Source organism: Dictyobacter arantiisoli, from assembly GCF_008326305.1.
GTDB lineage: Bacteria > Chloroflexota > Ktedonobacteria > Ktedonobacterales > Ktedonobacteraceae > Dictyobacter > Dictyobacter arantiisoli.
In genome coordinates, this window is record NZ_BIXY01000037.1 from 38896 (window position 1) to 62159 (window position 23264).

General features: G+C 50.0%; 18 protein-coding genes. 14 read left to right on the forward strand and 4 right to left on the reverse strand.

What is annotated here, in order from left to right:
- Nucleotides 1–69: 69 nt before the first annotated feature.
- Complete coding sequence (gene topA / locus F1593_RS13555) at nucleotides 70–2574, reverse strand: type I DNA topoisomerase (RefSeq protein ID WP_149402106.1); 2505 nt, start codon at nucleotides 2572–2574, stop codon at nucleotides 70–72.
- Between the two features lie 101 nt (nucleotides 2575–2675).
- Nucleotides 2676–2942, reverse strand: coding sequence for a hypothetical protein (locus F1593_RS13560; protein ID WP_149402107.1), 267 nt, complete (start codon nucleotides 2940–2942; stop codon nucleotides 2676–2678).
- An 87-nt stretch (nucleotides 2943–3029) separates the two neighbouring features.
- Between F1593_RS13560 and F1593_RS13565 the strand changes: the two genes are divergently transcribed.
- From F1593_RS13565 to F1593_RS13575, 3 genes are read left to right on the forward strand one after another with little or no spacing between them, the layout of a single operon-like run.
- A complete protein-coding gene (locus tag F1593_RS13565; RefSeq protein WP_172632104.1) occupies nucleotides 3030–4736 on the forward strand; it encodes a MurT ligase domain-containing protein in 1707 nt (568 codons plus the stop codon).
- A 3-nt stretch (nucleotides 4737–4739) separates the two neighbouring features.
- Complete coding sequence (locus F1593_RS13570; RefSeq protein WP_149402109.1) at nucleotides 4740–5633, forward strand: type 1 glutamine amidotransferase; 894 nt, start codon at nucleotides 4740–4742, stop codon at nucleotides 5631–5633.
- Between the two features lie 36 nt (nucleotides 5634–5669).
- Nucleotides 5670–6305 carry a ClpX C4-type zinc finger protein gene (locus tag F1593_RS13575; RefSeq protein WP_149402110.1) on the forward strand — a complete coding sequence of 212 codons (636 nt, stop codon included), beginning with the start codon at nucleotides 5670–5672 and terminating at the stop codon, nucleotides 6303–6305.
- A gap of 125 nt (nucleotides 6306–6430) precedes the next feature.
- Here F1593_RS13575 and hpf read toward each other — a convergent pair whose 3' ends face one another.
- Entirely contained in the window at nucleotides 6431–7042 is a 612-nt protein-coding gene (hpf, locus tag F1593_RS13580; RefSeq protein ID WP_172632105.1) for a ribosome hibernation-promoting factor, HPF/YfiA family, read from the reverse strand.
- Between the two features lie 442 nt (nucleotides 7043–7484).
- Here hpf and F1593_RS13585 point away from each other — a divergent pair, with 442 nt between their 5' ends.
- Together F1593_RS13585 and nrdR are read left to right on the forward strand one after the other, a co-directional pair.
- Nucleotides 7485–7781, forward strand: a complete 297-nt coding sequence (locus F1593_RS13585; protein ID WP_149402112.1) for a DUF6788 family protein — start codon at nucleotides 7485–7487, stop codon at nucleotides 7779–7781.
- 185 nt (nucleotides 7782–7966) lie between these two features.
- Nucleotides 7967–8488 carry a transcriptional regulator NrdR gene (gene nrdR / locus F1593_RS13590; RefSeq protein WP_149402113.1) on the forward strand — a complete coding sequence of 174 codons (522 nt, stop codon included), beginning with the start codon at nucleotides 7967–7969 and terminating at the stop codon, nucleotides 8486–8488.
- 135 nt (nucleotides 8489–8623) lie between these two features.
- Here nrdR and F1593_RS13595 read toward each other — a convergent pair whose 3' ends face one another.
- Nucleotides 8624–9049: a cyclic nucleotide-binding domain-containing protein gene (locus F1593_RS13595; RefSeq protein ID WP_149402114.1), complete on the reverse strand. Its 426-nt coding sequence runs from the start codon at nucleotides 9047–9049 to the stop codon at nucleotides 8624–8626.
- A 283-nt stretch (nucleotides 9050–9332) separates the two neighbouring features.
- On the opposite strand from F1593_RS13595, the gene F1593_RS13600 reads away from it, so the two are divergent.
- The 9 genes from F1593_RS13600 to F1593_RS13640 all read left to right on the forward strand — a co-directional run bounded on the left by F1593_RS13600 (nucleotide 9333) and on the right by F1593_RS13640 (nucleotide 23089).
- The gene (locus F1593_RS13600; protein ID WP_149402115.1) at nucleotides 9333–11573 is read left to right on the forward strand and encodes a tetratricopeptide repeat protein; all 2241 of its coding nucleotides are present in this window, start codon (nucleotides 9333–9335) and stop codon (nucleotides 11571–11573) included.
- Between the two features lie 209 nt (nucleotides 11574–11782).
- Nucleotides 11783–12562, forward strand: coding sequence for a hypothetical protein (locus F1593_RS13605; RefSeq protein ID WP_149402116.1), 780 nt, complete (start codon nucleotides 11783–11785; stop codon nucleotides 12560–12562).
- A 53-nt stretch (nucleotides 12563–12615) separates the two neighbouring features.
- Complete coding sequence (locus F1593_RS13610; protein WP_149402117.1) at nucleotides 12616–14061, forward strand: hypothetical protein; 1446 nt, start codon at nucleotides 12616–12618, stop codon at nucleotides 14059–14061.
- 422 nt (nucleotides 14062–14483) lie between these two features.
- A complete protein-coding gene (locus F1593_RS13615; RefSeq protein ID WP_149402118.1) occupies nucleotides 14484–16247 on the forward strand; it encodes a peptide ABC transporter substrate-binding protein in 1764 nt (587 codons plus the stop codon).
- 412 nt (nucleotides 16248–16659) lie between these two features.
- Entirely contained in the window at nucleotides 16660–18357 is a 1698-nt protein-coding gene (locus F1593_RS13620) for a peptide ABC transporter substrate-binding protein (RefSeq protein ID WP_149402119.1), read from the forward strand.
- Nucleotides 18358–18918: 561 nt separating this feature from the next.
- A complete protein-coding gene (locus F1593_RS13625; protein WP_149402120.1) occupies nucleotides 18919–19878 on the forward strand; it encodes an ABC transporter permease in 960 nt (319 codons plus the stop codon).
- 10 nt (nucleotides 19879–19888) lie between these two features.
- Complete coding sequence (locus F1593_RS13630) at nucleotides 19889–21067, forward strand: ABC transporter permease (protein WP_235932576.1); 1179 nt, start codon at nucleotides 19889–19891, stop codon at nucleotides 21065–21067.
- Between the two features lie 21 nt (nucleotides 21068–21088).
- A complete protein-coding gene (locus F1593_RS13635; protein WP_149402121.1) occupies nucleotides 21089–22066 on the forward strand; it encodes an ABC transporter ATP-binding protein in 978 nt (325 codons plus the stop codon).
- Between the two features lie 18 nt (nucleotides 22067–22084).
- Nucleotides 22085–23089, forward strand: a complete 1005-nt coding sequence (locus F1593_RS13640; protein WP_149402122.1) for an ABC transporter ATP-binding protein — start codon at nucleotides 22085–22087, stop codon at nucleotides 23087–23089.
- Nucleotides 23090–23264: the final 175 nt, after the last annotated feature.

The following is a 23264-nucleotide window of genomic DNA, read 5'->3' on the forward strand; positions in this document are numbered from 1 at the left end:
CGCGTTTTTTGAGAGCGCAATTATTTCCCGATTATATCATACACCAAAGGCTTGATTCTGCTTTTTTGGTTACTGTGTCGCGCCAGTTTCACGCTTTGACGCCGCATTGGCCTTTGTCGTCGCAGTAGTACGGCGTGTGGGCGTCTTACTGCTTGCTTTGGCCTTCGCTGTAGCTGTTTTTGTCGTTTTCGTCGTACGCTTCGCTGTCGTGCGTGTAGCTGTTTTTGTCGTTGCCTTAGTGGTCGTGCTCGCACTCCGCCTGGTCGTTTTCTTTGCCGTATCGTCCGTCGCCTTTGTCGTTGCACTTACACTTTTACGGCGTGTCTTCGTAGCAGGAGAGGTGGCACCGTCTGTCGTGGTCGCATTGCTACGGGTTGTGCGCGGAGCACGGGCGGCTTTAGCCTTACCATCCAGTAAAGGCTTATCCTCAGTAGTATGCTGAGCCAGGAAATCCTGATAGCACACAGGTTCCTGCGCACCTTTCGGTACCACCATCAGACCACCACATTTGGGACAGAGATCCGGCACTGGACGTTCCCAGATGGCAAAGTTACAGGTAGGATAGTTTCCACAGCCATAGAAAAGGCGTTTCTTCATCCGTGTCTTACGCTCGACCAGATCCCCTCCACATTGTGGACAGAGCGCGCCTGTTTTATTGACAACCGAGCGACGATAGCGACACTCAGGAAAATCAGAACATGAGATAAAACGTCCAAAGCGTCCGGTACGGATCACCAGATTGCGGCCACAATCGGGACACAACTCATCGGTCTCCTCCAATGGCTTCTGAACGCGGTTCATCTCCACTTCAGCTTTATCCATCGTCGTCTTAAAATCGCCATAGAATGTACTCAGGAACTCAATCCAGGAACGTCGCCCATCCTCAACATCGTCCAGTTTGCGCTCCATATCGGCGGTAAAACCGGTATCCACGATATTGGGAAAATGCTTATTCATCACCTCATTGATCGTTTCGCCCAACCAGGTTGGCACGAAACGGCGCTGCTCCTGATCCACATAACCACGATCCTGAATCGTACTGATAATAGGAACGTAGGTACTTGGACGACCGATGCCCTGCTCTTCCAGTTCTTTGATCAGGCTGGCCTCAGAGAAACGAGGGGGTGGCTGAGTAAAATGCTGCTCAGGCTTCAAACCATGGTAATCCAGCGGCTCATCGACTTTCATGGCAGGCAGAAGCTTTTCATCCTCTTCACGCGACCAGACGGCATAGAAACCAGGAAACTTCAGATTGGAACCGGTGGCGCGGAACACATAGTTTTTGGCAACGATATCGGCACGCACCGTATCAAAGATCGCAGCCGTCATAAAGCTGGCTACAAAGCGCCGCCAGATTAAATTATACAGCTTAAACTGATCGGGCGTCAGATACGACTTGACATCCTGTGGTGTCAGTGCGGCTTCAGTCGGACGAATAGCCTCGTGGGCATCCTGGGTCGTAGCCTTGGATTTACCAACGCGCCCCTGACCCACATAGGGCTGACCATGCGCCTCCGCAATGTATGCTTTCACCTGACTCTGTGCCTCTTCCGAGATACGGGTCGAGTCGGTACGCATATAGGTAATCAGACCCTGATGACCGCGTGCGCCTATTTCAATGCCTTCATAGAGTTGTTGAGCCAGACTCATGGTCTTTTTCGGCTTAAAGTAGAGCCGCTGTGATGCATCCTGCTGCAAGGTACTGGTGGTATACGGTAGGGGAGGCTGACGACGCTGCTCGCGCTCTTCATACTTCAGCACGCGATAGGACGCACCCTGCAATTCCTGCATAATGGCATCGGATTCAGCCTGCGAGGAAATCTTAATACGTCCTTTTGCGGCTTTGCCTGCCTTCGCACCATTCTCTGATCCTTCCGGCGTTGCGGCCTCATCTTTATCAGCAGCCGACTCAGCGCTCTTTAAGGATTCGAGATCATTCAGGCGAGAAATTAACTGCGCCTCAAAGCGCTCTTTTTGTTGCTGCTTACTCAGCGTAACAGCAATGCTCCAATATTCTTCAGGGATAAATGCGCGCACCTCAGCCTCGCGGTCGCAAATGAGACGCAAAGCCACCGATTGCACACGTCCAGCACTGGTACCGGATTGAATGCGGCGCCAGAGCAGAGGACTGATTTTATAGCCGACCAGGCGATCCAGCACACGACGTGCCTGTTGCGCATTAAAGAGGTCTTCATTAATTTGTCGGGGCTTGCGAATAGCCTCCTGGACCGCATGCTTGGTGATCTCATTAAACACAGCACGATGAGGATTCTTTAAATCCAGGATATATTTGAGCGACCAGGCAATAAACTCGCCTTCGCGATCAGGGTCCGGGGCCAGATACACCTCATCGGCACGCTTTGACGCAGCTTTAAGCTCGTCGATTAATTTGTCTTTTTTCTCGATAATCTCATATTTAGGAGCGAAGTCTTTGCGCGTATTCACGCCAAGCCCTTTTTTAGGCAAATCGATAATGTGGCCCATCGAAGCACGGACCTCAAAATCGCGACCAAGAAACTTTTCAATCGTTTTTGCTTTGGCCGGTGACTCGACAATTACTAATTTTTTCGCCATTGAGTTGATACCTGACCTTCGTTATTGAACAAAACCCGCACAGTTATAAGTGTTTGTCTTAAAGGATAGAATAGCATAGTTTGACAAGTAGGTATTCCATCCTATTTTACAGCTATTGCAAGCCAGTCTGTGGATTGCAGCTCGTCGAGCAATCTTTTCCGGCTTTCCATGAACATCTTGCATTCCATTGTTCCACTACCACCAACCTGCCGCTCTATACGGGCCATTATTCCAGACAGGATGAAAGGGAGCATCAAAAATTTCTTTTGAAGCATACCATACCTGGCAAGAGTTATTTCAGTAGCATATCTATCTTTACCATACTCTGACAAGAGGAGAAAGCTCATCCAGGGAGCTATCTTTACCATATACTTGACCCCATCAAGGCATGCATGCTATGCTGCATGCATCTACTATAGAGGACAGAAGCAGGAGCGCCGATGCGGAGGAACAGTATGCGAAAACAACAACCATCCCAGCCAATTCCGCCTGATACCGATCACTCGCAACAAACGAATCAATCCGATGCCGCCTCGCTTCCCACAGTGCCAGCAGAAGCACATCAGGAGTCAGCAGAGAAGCGTCAACGAGGATCGGCGCGCGCCGGTATGGCTGTCATCGCTGGTCGTACCGCCGGGGCTTTGAGCCGTCGACTCCATATTGGCGGCGGAACAAGCATCATCGGTGTCGTTGCCCAGCGTGTCTACCCCGATATCGTCGCTCATCTGGCGACGGAACTTGAACACGGCAGCATCATGGTGACGGGGACCAATGGAAAAACCACGACCAGTAGCTTTATCGCCGCCATTCTACGCGACGACGGATTGCGTGTCTGGCGCAACCGTGAAGGTTCAAATCTGGTTGGCGGCGTCGCCAGTTCTCTGGTCATTCGCGCCCAACCCAATGGTCACCTGCGCCGCTCTGGCGCGGCCATCTCGATTTTAGAGGTCGATGAGGCAGCCCTCCCCAAACTGGTTCGCGCTATCCCACCACGCATCGTTGTTTTTACCAATCTCTTTCGCGATCAACTGGATCGTTACGGTGAGGTGGATAGTGTTGTCAATAAATGGAAAATAGCGATTGCCCAGTTACCCGCAAGTACTACATTAATTCTCAATGCCGATGATCCTACAATTACCCAACTGGGAGAGAACTTCCCCGGTCGCATCATCTACTATGGCATTGATGATATTCAACTGGAGGCCGCAGAGCCAGCCGAGACTGATACAGAGAAACGCTATCAGGTACTGGATACCCGCACCTGCGCTCACTGCGGTGCTGAATATGAATATAGCGCCCGCTTCTACAGCCACATGGGACATTACTATTGTCCCTCGTGCGGCAAGCGGCGTCCAACCCCCGATATCCGTATTAGCCGGGTGGAGATGGAGAGCTTTGATCGTATCCGCTTACAGATCGCGACAGGCGAAGAGGCAGCCCACGAAATAATCGTACCTTTACCTGGACTCTATAATATCTACAATGCTCTGGCGGCGGCAGCCGTTGCGCATGCAATGAAGATTGGCTGGGATGCCGTGACCACTGGTATTGAACAATCCAAACCAGTCTTCGGGCGCGGCGAACGCATTCAAGTCGAGGGGCGAACCATTCGCCTGCTCCTCGCCAAGAATCCTACCGGCTTCAACGAGGTCCTGCGCACCTTATTCTCGGATAATAGTTCACGCCACATCCTCTTCATCCTGAATGACAACATCGCAGATGGACAGGATATTTCCTGGATCTGGGATGTGGATTTTGAGCGCGCGGTCCACCATATTGAAACGCTTGTTGTCAGCGGCACCCGGGCCTTCGATCTGGCCTTACGTATGCAATATGCGGGCGTAGATGAGCAAAAAATTATGGTCGTCCCACCTACACCACTTAAGGCGCTTAAGACACTGCATACCACCCACAGCCGCCAGCAGAAAAAGCTCCATATTCGGCGCGCAAAGAAGGACAATGTAGAGTATAATACGCAAGAGAATATAAAATTACCTGAGTATGTCTATGGGATAAAAAACGCCCTGGATGGCGCGTTACAAAAAACACCTGTAGGCGAAACACTTTTCATCGTACCAACGTATACAGCATTACTTGAATTACATCGTGAACTGGAACAGCGTGGCTTTACCTCGCGCTACTGGGAAGGAAGAGATGCATAAAAGATGATCTCAGATTATCGCTCACAAAAACTTAGCCTGACGTTAGGGCATCTCTATCCCGATCAATTGAATTTATATGGGGATCGTGGCAATATCCTGACGTTACAAAGGCGTTGCCAGTTACGGGGTATTGAATTGCGGGTCGTAGGATTGGGCGTCGGCGATGCGCTGGCCCCGGATGAGTATGATCTTTTGTTTATTGGTGGTGGGCAAGATAAAGAACAGGCTCCCGTTGCGCAGGATCTCCATGAAATGAAAGGGATTGGGATGTGGGCGGCTATCGAGGATGATATGCCTGTACTGGCGGTGTGTGGCGGCTTTCAACTGCTCGCCCATTATTATCGTCCCGCCGAAGGTCCCGATATGCGTGGCCTGGGTGTCTTTGACGCCTGGACAGAGCATAAAGGATCTCAGGTGCCACGCTGTATCGGAGATATCGCTATTCGCTGGGGCGACCAGACGCTGGTCGGTTTTGAAAACCATGGCGGTCGTACGTATCTGGGAACCGCCCAACCATTGGGGAGAGTTATCAAAGGCCATGGCAATAACGCTGAGGATCATACGGAAGGCGCGATCTATCGCAACGCATTCGGCACCTATCTGCATGGCTCGCTGTTACCAAAAAATCCACACTTCGCGGATTATTTACTCGAGCTAGCTCTGCAACGCAAATATAACCATGCCGAGTCGGAAAATGTTCCATCTTTCAACAGTGTCGCTACGGAACATGGATCCACTGTGTTAGAATTACCAAGAACAAGTTTGCCATCACTCCTGGCACCATTGGATGATACGTTAGAATGGGAGGCACACGCCTCTCTACTGGAGCGCCTTGGATTATATACTGAGGCTGCCTCTGTTTTGCGCGCTCATATTGACTCATTTAGGCTGGTTTAGGCTTGATTCACTGGTTTACCTGATGGGGAATATGCTATGAGTTTTGATCGGTCAATGGCTCGTTGCTCATTTTGTGGTCGTCATTCCTCGGATGTACGACGGATGATCGCTGGACCAGGAGCAGCATACATTTGCGATGACTGTTTACAGGTATGTAATGATATTCTCCGCGATCCAACGCCGTTTTCACCCCAGGCTCTGGAATTAGCTTCTCGTCCTCCGGTGGTTGTTGCGGCACCCCCGCCGCTGGGAGAGGACCGAAGCACAACAACGACGACACGTGAGCCTGTACGTACAGTTATCCTTGAGCTTGAGCAGAAGCAACAGGGAAACACCCTGATTTTACACCGTATTCAATACTACCAGGATGTCTTTGAGCTTCAGTATCTGTGGATTCGACCACCCTTTACCGCGGGCTTTGCCTTTGTCCCTCGCATCATCTTTTTTTTGAAGGATACGACAGGCGCCCAATGGACAGGAGATCGCGGTGGCATGATTCTGGCCCGCCCTGATCTGGCGAGTGGCCCTAATAATGCCGTCTATCAGGGAAGCGCGCGTTTTCGTCCCCTACCCTCAACGGGAGCACGGACATTGACAATCCGCGCCGCTGATCCCCTGGGACAATTTGAAGAATCCCCTCCACGCCCCTGGGAATTCGAAATAACCTTGTAATAGAAGTCGACACGCTCACAGCAAATATGACAAAAGTGGCACATTTCAAATCTATGAAATGTGCCACTTTTGCAACATACTGCATTTCCATTTCCGCTTTATTCAGTTCAAAGCCAGTACGCTATTTATTCCTGTGCTGGAACTAGCAACCCATACCCGCCGGTATCCAACTTATACATGACATTGACACTATTGGTCTCAGAGTTGAAAAAGGGATAATAGGAGGTGCCACTTTTCTCCATCTGCTCGATCACTTCATGATCCGTCATGGATGTGGTCGGCAAACGTCGGATCTCCAGGACTTTAGTCCAGATCTCTTCATTATCTTCTTCATCAACCGGGGCGGGAGGCAGGTCGGTGTCTTCATATTCATCAAAGGTGGAAAGTGCACCACCACGGGAGAGGGCAAGCATCTTAATGGGTTCAGCCTTCTGGCGTCTCGTCGTCACACGACCTTTCTGACGTCCCAGTTGTGCCACCACTTTATCGAGCACCAGATCAAGAGCCGCAGTCGCGGTTAAAGCACTTACCTCACTTCGCGAAGGAAATGGATTGTTTGCCAGGGCAAGCTGAACGGTGTAACGATCCCCGGCGCTGCGCGTCTGTTCCTCCAGGACGGTTATTTCAACACGCGCATCATCATTCAGCCAGTGTGATAGGCGCTGAACCTTGCGCTCAATCTTTGCACGTAATTGTGGTGTAATTTGCATCTGTCTGCTTTTGATAATTATTTGCATAGTTCGCTCTCTTTCAATCCAACAACACAGTGTAACGAACGTAACAGATGGCTCTTTGCTGAAAAAAGCGGGTACAGACACCATTATATCACCATTCCCCAAACGTAGTGGGTATATGTTGACACATTCTACCCCTTTTCTATACTCACAGCACTTATTGTAGATGACATAAACTGTCTATAGCGAATTTTCTTTTTGCCAGAAGAATTGCATAGATATGTTTAAACGGTTGTACCTAAAAAGCTGAAAGAATGAGTTCTCTTGTATATGAAAAAGGTGTTATACAAAAACATATCAATGCAGAAGAATTGGCGCAAATTATGAACAATGTTTAATAATCAGATATAACAAATTCATAAAATGTTCATCGAATGATGTTATCATAGAACTATCTTTGAAGGTCATGTTGAAGTTAATTGATTTGTGGAAGGGTAAGTGACTCATGACAACTATACCAAGCGATCAACATATTACCTACCAGTTACAGTATCGCAAATGTGGCAAGGCATCATGTAGCACCTGTCGTAACGGTCAAGGGCACGGGCCCTACTGGTACGCCTATTGGCGTGTCGGCTCACGGTTACGCTCAGGTTACATCGGGAAAGTGCGTCCAAGTCAGCTCTCAACGGCAGCCTCAGTCACAACGAAAGAGCTGGCAGAGCAACCAGTAGCAGTAGCACACAGCTACGCAGTCTCAGCAGCCTCCGCAACAACCACGACCTCCTCTGCACGCAGATGACAACCAAAAAATCGAGGATTGTGATAGAATAATCCTGAATCAGAGGAAGAGCAAGGTTTTGGGCGTTCCCATGCAAAAACGCTCTGCCTTCGGGCAACAATTGTTTCCTCCCCAGGCATACATGCAGGGGATCCAGCATTGGAGATATCGATGAAGGCACAGGGAGGAAACAAGCGGAGATATCGATGAAATGTCCTTTTTGTGGAGGCACAGAGTCACGGGTTAAAGATTCCCGCGACGTTGGAGATGCCGTTCATAGGCGACGCGAATGTGAGCACTGTAAAGGCCGCTTTAGCACCTACGAACGCGTCGAGAAGTTTCACCTGATGGTGATTAAACAAGATCAGCGTCGTGAGGCATTTGATCGACAGAAACTTTACGTAGGAATTCGCAAAGCCTGTGAGAAACGTCCTTTACCCGCAGGCGAAATTGAGAACGCCGTTGAAGAGATTGAGCAAGAACTCTATCGCTTTGGCAAGCAAGAGATTCCGAGTAGTGTGATAGGAGAACGCGTTATGGAACATCTCCGACAGCTCGATAAAATCGCCTATATTCGCTTTGCAAGCGTCTATCGATCATTTGGAGATGTTGAGACCATGTTCGAGGAGATCCAGAAACTGCTCAATCGCGAAAAACCAGACTCGGCTAACCTCCAACAGATAATAATTAATGAAAGCTCGGATAGCTATCGCCGCGACGATTTCTAACTGAGCTATTCATGGTCGAGAATGTGATGAATCATAAAAGAGTATTTCAACAGATGATCATATTGTGTAAGCTTCTCTGTTAAGACACTCTCATACTTTCGTGCGTTTTTTCAGGTCTATCCGAAAAAAGGGACCTTATTCGGCGTGCTGGCTCTCAGCCTTGCGTAAGCGGCGGCTCAACACAACCAGCAGTTTTAAAGCCACATCTGTATGATCGCGCAAGAAAGAGCGAAACTCCCAGACTGGCAATAACAGGGCTGTGACATCATCAACCGCGCTCACAGTGGCCGAACGGGGTAGATCATCGAGCAGGGCCATTTCTCCCAACACATTGCCAGCACCCAGCGTGCCTAAATCCTCTTCCTCATGACCGGCAGTCTGTCTGGTCACATGCACGTTCCCAGCCGTAATGATATAAAGACCAACACCGCTATCACCTTGAGCGATAATAGTTGAGCCAGCCTTATATGAACGCTCCTGACAACTCTTTGCCAGGGCCTGAAGTTCTTTCTTGCTTAATTCTGAAAAGAGATCGACACGTGAAAGAGCGTCTTCATACATAATGGGGACTACCTTTCAAAAAATAATCATACACACTTTCTGGCCAACGCTTCAAAAAAAAGGAATTGCGCCACAAAAGCAACCATGTCAGCGTAAAAAGATGTGCATATAGTTATAAATTCCTCTTCTATTATAGCATTAGCCAGCACGATTGTGGATAGCATCTATTGATCTCTCACGGGTAACTTTGACTTTCGAAAGCAAGTGAATATACAATGCATACAGAACGCAAAGCATTCAACATTTATGCTCAGCTAGACATGAGTTTAAGGAATATATAGTTATGACCACATCAGAGAACGAAAAAAAAGAAAAAGACCGACAGCAAGCAGAAAAGCGTCTTGATGCAGGCTTCAACGCTTATAATGATGGAAAGTTAGATCAGGCAAGCGAGGCATTTGGAGATGCTGAGATCCGCTTTCGTATGACTGGCGATTTTAAGCGGGCCGGTGATTGCCGCGCCATGATTGCGGATATCTATGAGCAAAATAACGCATTAGAACAGGCGATCAATAGTTATCAGCGAGCAATCCGTCACTATCAAGAGGCAGACCGTCCCTTGCTGGTAGCATCCAGCGAACTCTCACGCGGCCACATTGAGCGCAAGCTCGCTCATCTCGATCAAGCGCAGGATGCGTATCAAAACGCACAACAGATCTATCGCAAACAGCAGAATCCCAAAGGACTTGGCAACGTCGAGCTTGCATTAGGCCATATCGAATTGCAGCGTGCAAATACAGCCTATGCAGCCGAACATTATCAGGATGCGATTACTTATTTTAAAGAAGCGAACGAGCAGACTAATGAGGCAGATGCCGCACGGAGCCTTGCTGATATCCAGCGCATGCGGCGCGAGTTCACAGAAGCCGAAACGGGCTACAAGCGTGCCCTGGAGATCTATCAGAACACAGGCGATAACTATGGGATCGTCGATGCTCAGGTTGGCCTGGGCAACATTTATACCGCGCAGGAACGCTTTGATGAGGCAGCTCAGATCCTGGGAGATGCCCTGGCACGTTCAGGCCTGATCGAATATGAATTGGGGCAGGCCGATGCCAATCTGGGTCTGGCCGAGATCAATTTTCAGCAATCCAATATCGATCAAACCTTGATTGGTGCTCAATCCGCCTTACAGATCTATACCGATCAACATAATAGTCTGGGCACAGCGAATGCTGGCCGCTTACTCGGTGAAGTGAATCTGCGGCGCGGACAACTCGCGTACGCCAATTCGATTATGGATCGTACCCTGCGTACCTATCAGGCAGTCTCCTACCGCCTGGGACAGGCAGAGACATCAGTTGTGCTGGGCTTAATCCAGTTTCGCCGTGGTTTCTTGAGTCGCGCCCAACAAACATTGGAGAGCGCCATGAAACAGGCCAATACCCTGAAGGATAGTCAACTGGAAACCCGCGCCCTGCTTGGTCTGGGTGAAGTACAACGCCAGAAGGGTGAACTGGGTCCCGCCAGGAACATCTTCACAGAGGCACATGCCCTGGCAGAAAAAGCGGATGAGCGCGTGGGAACACCCAATATCGTGCTAGCCGAGATCAATCTGGCTCGGCTGGCGATTCTGAGCGGCAATCTCAACGACGCAGAAGATTATCTGGATGCCGCCGAGGCCAAAACAAAACAGAATACCCAGGCTGCGCAACTTCTGCCTGCGGTCCTGGCGATGCGTGGACAATTACGCCAGACTGAGGGAGATTTTGCAGCAGCCGAGGCTCTCTATAGCAGCGCGCATAATCAGGCCGAGGCGTTACAGCAGGCGAATCTGGCGGTCGAAGCGCTGCTGGGACAGGGACAGGCCAGACTGGCGCAGGGTGAACTGGAAGCGGCCCAGAATACGTTCTTTGAGGTCGGTCGTCAGTTCCAATTGCTTGAAGATACCAATGGCGATGGGCTATCCGTCCTTGGTGTCGCGCAGGTCAATATTGGGCAGAAACAGAATGATGAGGCCCTGGAAAATTGCGAGGCTGCCCTGATTCGCTTCCGTCAGACGGATGATCAACCCAGCGAGGCCGATGCGTTATTGGTTCGCGGCCTGGTTCAACGCGCAAATGAAGCGTTTGATAACGCAATAGGGGATTTTGAACAGGCACTGCGCTTCTATCATCAACAACGTCGTCCACTGGGTGTGGCAGATACACGTTTTGCCCGAGGAGCTATCTATCTGCTGCGTAAAGACTTTGAGCGTGCGCACGATGAACAGAGCAAGGCTATCATCCAGGTTGAGCGAGTCATGAATAGCATCAAGACACCGGAGCGCTGGGGCACGTTCTTACGCCAGTACGCCGAGCAGTATGCGGATACCACTGTCACAGAACTACAATTGAATAATGACGCACAGGTCAGCACGCTATTACAGAACTTCGTCAAGATTGCTGGCAAGACAGAAATCGTCAGCTATCTGCAAAGTTATGAGGAATCGATTCCAACTGCGGGCGAAGAGCTTTCCGCGGAGGAAATACAAACGAATACCGATCTTGTGAAAAGATTAAGCCAGATTCGCCACCGCCTTTAAGGCATGAATGTTGCTATCAATGATATACTAGAAGGCGTGTCATGTGCCTGGCACAGGACTCAAAAGAACAATCACTCATTTCTTTTCAAGGATATCCCCTCTGCAAAGTGGCATAGCCACAACTGAGGGGTATAAAAAACGAAACGACCAGGCATGGCAATGCATAGAAACACTGTCATTCGCACTGAAAGTTGAAGGGACACTTCGTTATGGGTATACAATTCTTACGTGGAGATTCACAAGCTCCCAGGGGGCATGCTATTTTCATAGCAAGAAGTAGAAGCAACTCACAGGTTGTCTATAGCACCTACTGTCTTGTACCACCAATACCCATGTCGATTGCGAAGTACCTACCCCCTCTCTTCGCCGCCCAAATCCCTTCGGAAGAACTACAGGGCGCAGAGAACATTTCCGGCATGCCCATTCCTCCAATGTTAGAAGAAGGTATGAGCCTCGCACAGTTGGAGGCACTGGCCGAACGCCGTAGCGATGATCTCTGCGATATTGGCAGCACATCGACCGAAGAGATTGAGCGCATGCAACTGGCAACGATGAGCAGTCAGGAATATGCTCAACTCTATGCCACCTATATTTCTCATGCCAGCCAGTTGCCAGCCTCACATGCCAAAACGGCTGTGACTGAAACCGCTCCGATTGATAATCTGGATGCAGAAGAATTACTGATCCAAACCTTGTCGGAACGACAAAAACTGGCCGAGGTCGGCAAACTGGTGGGTATGGCTCGCTATGCATTGGGTGGTCATGATACAGCCCTCCTTCAGGATACCAGACGACGCATCGAACAATTCGCACGTTCTTTGCCTGAAAAGTATCGCGGGGCTGAAATCGTCAAGGCCGCAACCGCACCTGAAGAGCGCGGTGCAAAATTGGCGGAACTTTATTTAAGTCGAGCATATAAATTGCTGGATGAAGATTATGCTGAAATCCCCCGCATTGAGAGTGCTATTCGCGAATTAAAAGAAGAGTAGCACCTTCTATGCATGTTCTAATAAATACGTACTTACATATGTAGGAGTCATATATGGCTGCAGTAGAACTGAGAGTGGACCTCTCAACATTGATTGATGCAGTAGTGAAAGGAGATAATGCTGAAATTATCTCCAGTGCACGAAGTCTTTTGGAACAAGAACGCAATGCCGATGTCTTGATTGGCCGCGTTGGCATTCTGGCAAGCCAGGGCGATCCCGAAGGTCATGTCAGTATTACACTGGCAGCAGCCGCGATGCTGGCACGCTTCTTGCGCGCCCGTCCCGCTCCCCTGGATACCGAGGCACCACTACAAACACGCGCTCTGCCCCTTTTCGTGCGTGCCCTCAGCACGGCCGCACCCGCGATTCGCAAGGGCAAAGATGCGAAGTTGGAAAGCCCACGCCCGTTCTTCCCTAGCGAGTTGTTGGATCAGGGAAAAAGTGTCAATCAGGTCTTGAATGACGCAATTCAACAGAATGACGCTGCCCTGACCGAACGTCTCTTGCTGGGCCTCTATAGCACTGGCGCAGACTATCGCACGCTTCAGGTTCGTGCCTATGAGGCGGTCGCAACAACCTTTGCCAATGGTGGACATCCTTTGATGGATACCGTGCGCGGCTTCCAGTTGCTGGATGCGGTGGAATGGGGCAAACAGGTACCGCAGTTGTTGCACTGGCTGGCACCACAACTGCCAATTCAACCCAATAAGCCTAATGCGGCCTGGGTTCAGACGGTACGCGATTTCGTTGCCGATTCCAAACATAGCATTGCCAGTGTGCGCACCAGATTATCCGCACCAAAGAACGCCAATGCATTGCCGTTACAACAGGTTATCCTCAGCAATGCAGAGACGGGCGCGGTCTGTCAGCAGGTCTATGATGCGATTATTACTGGTGAGGCAACACCACTGGCCGTGACCGCGGTTGCTGCACTGGCCGCCGCCGAGCTGCTCCAATCCGTTGGGGATGCTGATCGCGATCTCTTTATTCGCGCCTCCCATGGATTGCTCTTCGCCTCCGCCGCACGTAACGCGTTACGCCAGGTACAGGATGAGGAACTCTTCACTCTGGTCTTTACGGTTGCTGCGTATGTGAATGCCCTGTATAAGGAAATTGCGCCGCTCGCCAGTAAAGAGAGTACGACAGCAAGTAGCGCCCCGGCAGCAGCCGTGGGTGGCGGCTTGATCGCGGTCACTCAATTGGAGACACTGGAAGCCCAATTAAAGAATAAGGATATCCACGGAGCCTACAGCACTGCACAGCGCTACCTCAAACTGGGTCACGATCCCCGTGCCCTGTTCGGTACCATCGGACTGGTTGCGGCATGGAACGATACCACGCTCGATCAGGGCCATTCATTGCAGATTGTACAGGCAGCCGGTGAGGAATTTACCAGTTGGGGCAAAGATCTCTCGACAACCAATATCGATGTGTTTCTGCAGTTAGCACTGCGTGCCGCCGCCCTGGGTAAACGCGATACATTAATCGCACAGGTATAACCCAAGATCTGCGGGAATATCCCTATACGCGTCAGATTCCTCTGACAACACCATCAATTGACATGTACAGGGATATTCCCCCTATTAATCCTTCACGGGCAATACCGCTCAAAGAAGAGGAATGTGAGGAAAACCGCAAATGATGGGTAACGTAGGTGCAGCACGAACGAACGTGAGTCCCGCTTTCCCCATTATCGTCCGGATCCCTCGCTCGTAGGCTCATTCGTACCATAACCGTCCTGCCAGTCACAGTTGGAGCGAGATGGTGATACGTGAAGGGGAAAGCGCACCTCGGTTGCGACCTTGGCACGCACCTACAGTGCCCATCATGATCTCCAATCCCGATTTGTCCATCCACTTCTAGCCCAACATCGCATGGATCGCTTAAAAATTTTCTAACGCGCCTGGAGGAGCTGCGCCTAATGATCGATAAAAATACTGTTAGCGCAAAACATAGGATGCCCCCAATATCACCTCGCCTCCTATTCTTTTGCCAGCTAATCAGGCTGACCTTGCTAACCTTGCTACTGGCCGCCTGTAGCAATCCATTTGGGGGCGACACCAATACTGCCCCATCTCTGGTGAAAGCCCCTGCCAATAAACAAACCTTGACGATTCCCGAAGTTGGTATCACCGATCTGGATACCCTCGATCCCGCGCTGGCCCACGATCCAGCCTCGATCAGCGCCGTCCAGATGCTCTATACAGGATTGGTACAGGCCGATGATACATTGCATGTCAAAGGGCAACTGGCACAATCCTGGAAACTCGAGAGCGATGGTGTCACCTGGACCTTTACCTTAAAACCTCATCTAAAATTTAATGATGGCAGTCCCCTGACAGCAACGGATGTCGCTTACAGCCTGGATCGTGCCTTGCAACCCGCGACCAAATCGAGCGTCGCCCCTATCTACTTACGCCTGATCAAGGATTCAGATCAACTCCTGGCCGGGCGCATTTCAACCCTGATCGGGGATAGTATTCAAATCCCTGATGCACGCACGATTGTCATCACTACCAACAAACATGCGGCCTATTTTCCTGCGATGCTTACCTATCCCTGTGCCTTTGTCGTTGAAAAGAGTCTGCTCACCAGATATAAAACAGCCTTCACCGATCATTTAAATGAAGGAGGCATTTCGGGTCCCTTCACGGTGGCAAACTATGTCCATAATTCCCACATCGATTTCGCGCCCAATAAAGCGTATTACAACGTGCAACCGCAACTGCAAAAGGTCACCTTTGCCTTTTACCATACATCCCAGGAGGCCTATCAGGACTATTTGAATGGCAAAATTGATCTCACTGGCGTGCCAGGCAATACATTGAGTAGTGACCAGAAACGCAAAGATTTCCATCGAACGCCGCAATTGTGGATCAACTACTATGCCATGAATTATCTGACAAAACCCTTCGATAATATTCACATTCGTCAGGCTTTCGCACTTGCCATCGACAAAACAGCTATCGCCAGCAGTGTCTGGCAGAATACTGTGCAGCCAACCAACCATATCGTGCCGCCGGGACTGCCTGATTACAATGCCGCGATCACCGGACCCGCTGGCAACAGCAATTTGAAAGGGAACGCGCAACAGGCCGTGTCGCTGCTCCAACAGGGGCTTCATGAAGAGAAATGGCAATCAGTGGCGGATATGCCAGCCATTCAACTCACCTATGTCAGTGGAGTGACCAGCTTCGATCAAGAGGTAAAGGCAATGATACAGGACTGGCAAACGGTCCTCAAAGTACAGGTCGCGGCCAATCCCGTTGATTACAATACCCTGCTCGACAAAGTGACAGGCGCGACCGGTAACACCAACGGCATTCAAATGTGGGGGCTGGCCTGGGTAGGAGAATATCCAGATCCCCAGGACTGGCTCTCGCAACAATTCGGGGCCGGTTCGCCCAACAATAATATGAACTATGGACAAAATACCAGTGGCGACGCGGCCCAGCAACAAATCGTACAGCAGCAACTTGCGACAGATGACGGCAATGTGAAGATCAGCGCCCGCATGTCAGGCTATGCTCAGAGCGAGCAAAGTCTGATCAACGACGTCGCCTGGCTCCCTATGGAACAGGTCACCCAGACATTCCTGCGCAATCCCAACATCGTCGGCATCTCCGACAACGCCCAGAACACCATCCCACCCGACGACTGGGCGCACATCTACCGCGTACAGTAAAATCTCCTGACAGGGGGACAACCATCCCCCTGCCGAGGATGGAGATGTTCTCCTGACTCCCTATTCACTCCCTAAAAACTCCAGAAGCCAAAGAAATCTTGAAATTCCTCGTTTTTTGGTGAGATTTACTCAAGACATGACGTAATTATTACAGAAAGATTTTTTTGCCAGCTATTTTAAATGCCACAATACCGGCTGTACACAATTCGGTATTGTGGTCTGAGCAAAAAATCATTGCCAATGAATTCATGGAACAATATATATCAATATGTATGTAATCCATGAAAAACACATGGGAGACAGGGATATGTTTATTCTGTATAGTCCTACCTGAGACTGATGCCGATACAGTATAAGCAAAGAATACTCCCAACGTAGTTATCTTTATTCCTTTATACAAGGAGAAATCTTCATGCGATCGACCAAAAAGTCAGCCCTGGGAATCATCACAACAATGCTGGTTCTCCTGGGTGTCGTGCTGAGCGCCTGTGGCGGCAGTGGTTCCTCGTCGACCCCAACCGCAACTCCCGTCTTTAACTATCCACTGGCAGGAATTGCAGACCTTGCCACCTTTGATCCTGCTATGGCAACAGACCAACTCTCCTCACAGGCCATTAATATGGTATTCGTCGGCCTGGTTTCGTTGAATGCAGATCAGAAAGTTATTCCAGAACTGGCCCAATCCTGGACCACCAGTAAGGATGGCTTGACCTGGACATTCAAATTGAAACCCGGTTTGAAGTTTAGCGATGGCAAACCTCTGACCTCAACTGATGTTGTCTATAGCCTGGATCGCGCCTTATCCAAGGATCTCAACTCCCCTGCGTCACCCAGCTATTTGAATCTGATCAAAGACTCAGACAAACGTCTGGGTGGCACGATCAATACGCTCATCGGTGATAGCCTGCTTGCGCCAGATGCCAGCACAGTGGCCATCAAAATCAACAAGCCAGCCAGTTACTTCCTGGCCTCGTTGACCTACTCGACCGCTTTTGTGGTTGAGAAAAGCTTGATCGATCAGTATGGCAACAAAAACTTCACCGACCATTTAACCACAGGCGGCGGTAGTGGCCCATACAAGGTTCAAGAATACAAGCACGGCAAAGACATCATCTTCGTGCCTAATCCGAACTATGAAGGACCAAAGGCGACGGTTAAAGTCGTATCAACCTTCTACAAAACCGCTGAAACAGCTTTCCAGGCGTATCAGAATGGACAGGTCGATCAGGCGGCAGTGCCGTCTCCGGATCTGGCTCAGGTAAAAAACTCCAAAGAGTATCACATTGTCCCTATTCTCTCAATTTTCTACTATGGACTAAATTATCTGTCCAAACCCTTCGACAATATTCATATCCGCCAGGCCTTCGCCCTCGCGCTGAACAAAGACCAGATCAACAAGACTGCCTGGAGAGGCATTAATGTGCCAACCAATCATATCGTTCCTCAAGGCATGCCTGGTTATAATGAAAACCTGAAAGGTGTCGACGGCACCACCAGCACCGCAGGTAATGCAACGATGGCTAAGCAATTGTTCACACAAGGTTTGAAGGAAGAAGGCTATGCTAACGCGGCCGCTCTGCCAACACTCAAATTCCCCTATCAGAGTGGTGGCGCTGACCTTGACAAAGAAATCACTATCGCCACTCAGGAATGGAAAGATGTCCTCGGTGTCACAGTGAAGCAAGTTCCCACAGACTTTGAAACGCTAAGCACAGAATTGCCCAAGAACGTTGGCACAGCGAACATTCAGATGTTCCAGACCGGCTGGGGTGATGATTATCCAGATGCTCAGGACTTCCTGACCCTTCAGTTCGCTGCTGGCTCCCCCAATAACCAGACCAATTATGGTCAGAACCACTCAAGCGATGCTGCGGCGCAAGTTGCGGTTCAGAAAGCCCTGACTGCCGCCGATATCGAGCAAGACCCCACCAAGCGCCTGCAGGCATACAATACTGCCGAGCAACAGTTGATCAACGATGTGGTCTGGCTACCGATCTACCAGAAAGCTCGTTCTCGCGTCTTGAAGTCCTACATTCATGGCCGTGCTTTCAATGCCGGTGACTTCAATGCGCCTGATGACTGGGCACTGATGACTGTCAGCAGTCACTAGCCCTTCAGCCCGCAATGGGGCGCACAAAGACATGCTTTGAGTGCCTCTATTGCACCCTCAGGGATAGCGAAACAGCAGTGTTTTCACTATCCCTACTTTTTTCGTACTATCTACTATAAGAAGAAAAAAACAGACAGCAAAGTAAGAAAAGGTTCTATGTCAGGTAGAGATACTGCATGGATAGGGAGACGTAAAAAGAGTGATACTATTCTCCCTCCAATAGCTACTCGCCTTGACAATACTGGTGGCCTCACATAAAATAGCAAAAAATCTGGCTCATGTATCGATATCGGCATCTCGGTTGAACAGGGTAAACCAGGCGAATGTGCCATCGCTTCCAGTATTCCTGGCGCAACCAACCGCAGAAGATACAAGAGAAAGGTCCCTTACGTTATCTGGTTCAAGGATGGCGAGCAACATGTGGTATGCAACACAGAACAACACTTAAGCGTACAATGATCCACTTTAACACGTAGCTGTTTCTTATTCTAAGTACCTTACTGTACATGCAAACCATTGTTTACCACCTCAAGTATGTAACGAGGGAGTAGAAGGTTCAAAATGGCTCAATTTTTTATTAAAAGGCTGATCGGCCTTGTTTTCGTCCTGCTGGGCGTGACTTTCATCACGTTCATCTTCGGATTTTACGCACCAGGCGACCCCATTACGGCTATGCTGGGAAACCACTTCAATCTTGCTGCGTATCTCCGTTTGAAGCATGAGTACGGCTTAGACCTGCCATTGTATCAACAGTATTACAACTATGTTGTCAATCTCTTACACGGCAATCTGGGTACCTCTTTCACCACGCAGGGACGTGCGGTATGGGATATTTTGAGCACAGGAGTGCCAACATCGTTGGAACTGGGCTTCTGGGGATTGTTACTACAGATCCTTATTGGTGTGCCACTGGGCATTCTGTCTGCACTCAAAGCAGGAACCTGGCTTGATACGCTCAGTATGACAAGTGCTATTTTCCTCTTTGCCATTCCTTCCTTTATTCTGGCCACGCTCTTTCAGGTCGTGATTGTCTATCTTCACCTCCACTTTGGAGTGAGTTGGCCGGTTGCTGGCTGGGGCAATACCTGGCAATATGGCTGGTCAGACATTCAATTCAAACTGGCTCCGGTGATCATCTATGCGGCAACCGGTATGGCTTATTTTGTACGTCTGACACGTACCAGCACATTAGAAGTGCTCCGCAAGGATTACATTCGCACTGCTCGGGCTAAAGGATTGAAAGAGCGCGTGGTTATTTACCGTCATTCGCTTCGCAATGCCTTAATTCCAATCATCACAGTGCTCGGTGTCTCCCTTGGCTTTCTGGTCACAGGAGCATTCTTTATTGAGACAGTCTTTAACATCTCAGGTATCGGCTATATTACCATCCAATCCATCACGACACGCGACTATCCAGTTATTCAGGCGACGACCGTCCTACTGGCAAGCGCGGTCGTGTTGGGGAACCTGATTTCCGATCTGCTCTACACGGCTGTAGATCCTCGCATTAAAATTTCATAGGAGAAGATAATTGGATACACATGATCGCAATGCAGATAATGCATCAGAATTTATCACTCCTAGCACAAATGCCGTCCAGCCTGAGCAGGAGTTAGACTACCTTCCCGGGCAGCCTGAGCAGGAGTTAGACTATCTTCCCGAGCAGCCTGAGAGCGATAAAGCATCATTGATCATTGAAGCCGCAGAATTGACACCTGATGTGGTGATTGATCACAAGAAGCAAGCCAAAAAACCGTTAACTCCATTTCAAGAATCACTGCAACGTTTCCGGCGTGACAAACGCGCCATAGTGAGCCTGGTTATGATTACCTTGATCGTAGTAATCGCTCTCTTTGGACCATTCATCTACCAGCACATCGGCGGCCCCTATACCAGCGGCGTAAACAGCAAAGTGATTGGACCTGGTGCGTATCATACCTTTGATCATCAGGAGCTAGACCGCACCGATGAATTGCCTTCCGCGCAGTACTGGCTGGGCACCGATGGGTTGGGACGCGATATCTTCGCTCGTATGATGCAGGGTATGTTGATCTCGATTATTGTTGCAGTTGCCGTTGAAGTGGTGAATGTCGTCCTTGGTATCCTTATCGGCGTGCTGGCTGGCTATTATGGTGGTTGGATTGATCAATTTCTAGCCCGTCTGGCGGACCTGCTGTTCGCCTTTCCTGGTTTACTCTTCGTGATCCTGGTAGCGGGTATCCTTGGCAGCTGGGCCGACGATAATCTCAGCAAAATTCCTGTCATGGGAGCAAATGGGAATGCACGCCTGTTGCTCGTTTCGATGGCACTGGCCTTTACAGCCTGGCCGTTGATGGCTCGCTATGTCCGTGGTCAGACAATGCAATTGCGTGAGCAACAATTCGTTGAGGCCGCCAAAACCTCAGGCACCAGGGATTCTACGATCATCCTGCGCCACATTGTGCCGAATCTTTTCAGTATCGTGATGGTCGCATCCACGCTCGATATTTCAGGGACCATCGTGGGTGAAGCAGGCATCAGTTATCTGGGCCTGGGCGTACAACCTCCCGGTTCTAGCCTTGGTCTGATGATTTCGGACGCCTCTGCATCACTGGAAGCCTATCCCTGGGAACTTCTTGTCCCAGCCTTGACACTTGTTATCATCGTGTTATCATTCTCATTTATAGGTGATGGATTACGCGACGCTTTTGATCCACACTCAAAAGACTAATTACTAGGCGGAGATAGATATATGGCAGCAAACTTGCTGGAAGTAAACAACTTAAAAACCTACTTCTATACGAGAGGAGGCGTGATCAAAGCGGTTGATGATGTCTCGTTCGTGATGAAACCCGGTGAAACACTGGGTGTAGTAGGAGAAAGTGGCTCGGGCAAAAGCGTCACTGCGCTTTCAGTTATGCGCTTGATCGCCAATCCTCCGGGAAAAATTGTTGGTGGGGATATCATCTTCAATGGCGAGAGTATTTTGCAGAAAAGCATGGATGATCTGACTGAATTGCGCGGTAGCAAAATCTCAATGATTTTCCAGGACCCGATGACCTCACTCAATCCGGTCTTCACGGTTGGCTACCAGATTGCTGAGACCGTGAAACGACACCGCAAAGATGTCAATAACGATCAGGCCTGGAGACGCGCGGTCGAAATGCTTGATCTGGTCCGTATCCCTGATGCGAAGAAGCGTGCAAAGGCTTATCCGCATGAGTTTAGTGGTGGCATGCGTCAGCGTGTGATGATCGCGATTGCCCTGGCCTGTAATCCACAACTCCTGATCGCTGATGAGCCAACAACCGCGCTCGACGTGACCATTCAGGCTCAAGTACTTGAGCTCATGAAAGGACTCTCACAGGAGTTTGGCACCGCCGTCATGCTGATTACTCACGATCTGGGTGTGGTAGCTGGCACATGCCAACATGTCAATGTTATGTATGCAGGGCATATCGTAGAGTCGGCACCCGTCAAGCAAATATTTGATACCCCGGCACATCCCTACACCGTTGGGCTGTTGCAGTCGATCCCGCGTGTGGATGACTTACGTGGCACACGTCTGACTCCGATCCCTGGTCAGCCACCCGACATGGTGAATCCCCCGCAAGGATGCCCCTATGCCGCGCGTTGTCCGAAGGTTCAGGCTCGTTGTCGCCAGGAACGACCAGAACTGATGCAAGTTAGTCGTGGCGAACAATTAGCGGCCTGCTTCTATCCAAACTAGCATAATTTGAGGAAAACTATGGTACAAGAAGTTCAAACTCCTAAAAACGCGGGGACCACACTCGTTGATGTCAAGGGGCTCAAAGTACACTTCCCTATCAAAGGGGGCATCCTGGGGCGCACTGTAGGCCAGGTAAAAGCGGTTGATGGCGTTGATCTCTTTGTGCGCCGTGGTGAGACTCTGGGTCTGGTCGGTGAAAGCGGTTGTGGAAAATCCACCACAGGCCGCGCCATTCTGCAATTGATCAAGCCAACCGAAGGAACCGTCAAACTGGATGGTGTTGAACTGACAACGCTACCCGCCAACGAGATCCGTCGCAAACGCTCCACTATGCAGATGGTCTTTCAGGACCCCTATAGCTCTCTAGATCCCCGTTATACCATCGGACAGATCATTGCGGAACCACTCGAGAATTTCAAACGCGGCAATAGCAAAGAAATTCAAGAGAATGTCGCCAGCCTGATGGAGACGGTCGGCCTCAATCCTTATTATGTGAACCGCTTCGCCCACGAGTTCAGCGGTGGTCAACGTCAGCGTATCGGTATTGCCCGCGCACTGGCCTTAAATCCATCCTTTGTCGTCGCGGACGAACCGGTCTCAGCCCTGGACGTCTCGATTCAGGCACAGGTCTTGAATCTGCTGCAGGATCTACAGGGTAAATTAGGACTGACCTATCTCTTCGTGGCCCACAACCTTTCCGTGGTGAAACACATCAGTGATCGTGTCGCCGTTATGTATCTGGGCCGTATTGTAGAGCTTGCCAAGAGCGAAAGCCTGTACGAAACCCCCTTACATCCTTACACACAGGCTCTGCTCTCAGCCATTCCAGTGCCAGATCCTGAAGTTGAGCTACGCCGTAAACGCATCATCCTTGAAGGTGACGTTCCCAGTCCGGTCAATCCTCCAAGTGGCTGCAATTTTCATCCACGTTGTTGGAAAGCGCAGGCTATTTGTAGTGAAGTCATTCCGCAACTCGAAGAAAAGCAAGCCAACCACTACGCTGCTTGCCACTTCCCTGGCTAAGCAGGCTATATCCCTATCTCCACACGGGTCACCCCGAATTGTTCGAACCGATGTTCGAACAATTCGGGGTGGTAGAAAAAGCAAGAGAAAAGAATGGATGATGCTCAATCCAGAGCCGGCTCAAGGCCCAACGAAGTCGATATAATGGTACGATGGTTTCTTTTAGCTTCTTTCC

Bases quoted from the DNA above. Each gene is read 5' to 3' on its own strand.
- F1593_RS13615 (WP_149402118.1), top strand. From the start codon at position 14,484: ATGATCGATAAAAATACTGTTAGCGCAAAACATAGGATGCCCCCAATA.
- hpf (WP_172632105.1), bottom strand. From the start codon at position 7,042: ATGCAAATAATTATCAAAAGCAGACAGATGCAAATTACACCACAATTA.
- F1593_RS13595 (WP_149402114.1), bottom strand. From the start codon at position 9,049: ATGTATGAAGACGCTCTTTCACGTGTCGATCTCTTTTCAGAATTAAGC.
- F1593_RS13635 (WP_149402121.1), top strand. From the start codon at position 21,089: ATGGCAGCAAACTTGCTGGAAGTAAACAACTTAAAAACCTACTTCTAT.
- F1593_RS13565 (WP_172632104.1), top strand. From the start codon at position 3,030: ATGCGAAAACAACAACCATCCCAGCCAATTCCGCCTGATACCGATCAC.
- topA (WP_149402106.1), bottom strand. From the start codon at position 2,574: ATGGCGAAAAAATTAGTAATTGTCGAGTCACCGGCCAAAGCAAAAACG.
- F1593_RS13625 (WP_149402120.1), top strand. From the start codon at position 18,919: ATGGCTCAATTTTTTATTAAAAGGCTGATCGGCCTTGTTTTCGTCCTG.
- F1593_RS13585 (WP_149402112.1), top strand. From the start codon at position 7,485: ATGACAACTATACCAAGCGATCAACATATTACCTACCAGTTACAGTAT.
- F1593_RS13620 (WP_149402119.1), top strand. From the start codon at position 16,660: ATGCGATCGACCAAAAAGTCAGCCCTGGGAATCATCACAACAATGCTG.
- nrdR (WP_149402113.1), top strand. From the start codon at position 7,967: ATGAAATGTCCTTTTTGTGGAGGCACAGAGTCACGGGTTAAAGATTCC.
- F1593_RS13605 (WP_149402116.1), top strand. From the start codon at position 11,783: ATGGGTATACAATTCTTACGTGGAGATTCACAAGCTCCCAGGGGGCAT.
- F1593_RS13610 (WP_149402117.1), top strand. From the start codon at position 12,616: ATGGCTGCAGTAGAACTGAGAGTGGACCTCTCAACATTGATTGATGCA.
- F1593_RS13600 (WP_149402115.1), top strand. From the start codon at position 9,333: ATGACCACATCAGAGAACGAAAAAAAAGAAAAAGACCGACAGCAAGCA.
- F1593_RS13640 (WP_149402122.1), top strand. From the start codon at position 22,085: ATGGTACAAGAAGTTCAAACTCCTAAAAACGCGGGGACCACACTCGTT.
- F1593_RS13570 (WP_149402109.1), top strand. From the start codon at position 4,740: ATGATCTCAGATTATCGCTCACAAAAACTTAGCCTGACGTTAGGGCAT.
- F1593_RS13575 (WP_149402110.1), top strand. From the start codon at position 5,670: ATGAGTTTTGATCGGTCAATGGCTCGTTGCTCATTTTGTGGTCGTCAT.
- F1593_RS13560 (WP_149402107.1), bottom strand. From the start codon at position 2,942: ATGGTAAAGATAGCTCCCTGGATGAGCTTTCTCCTCTTGTCAGAGTAT.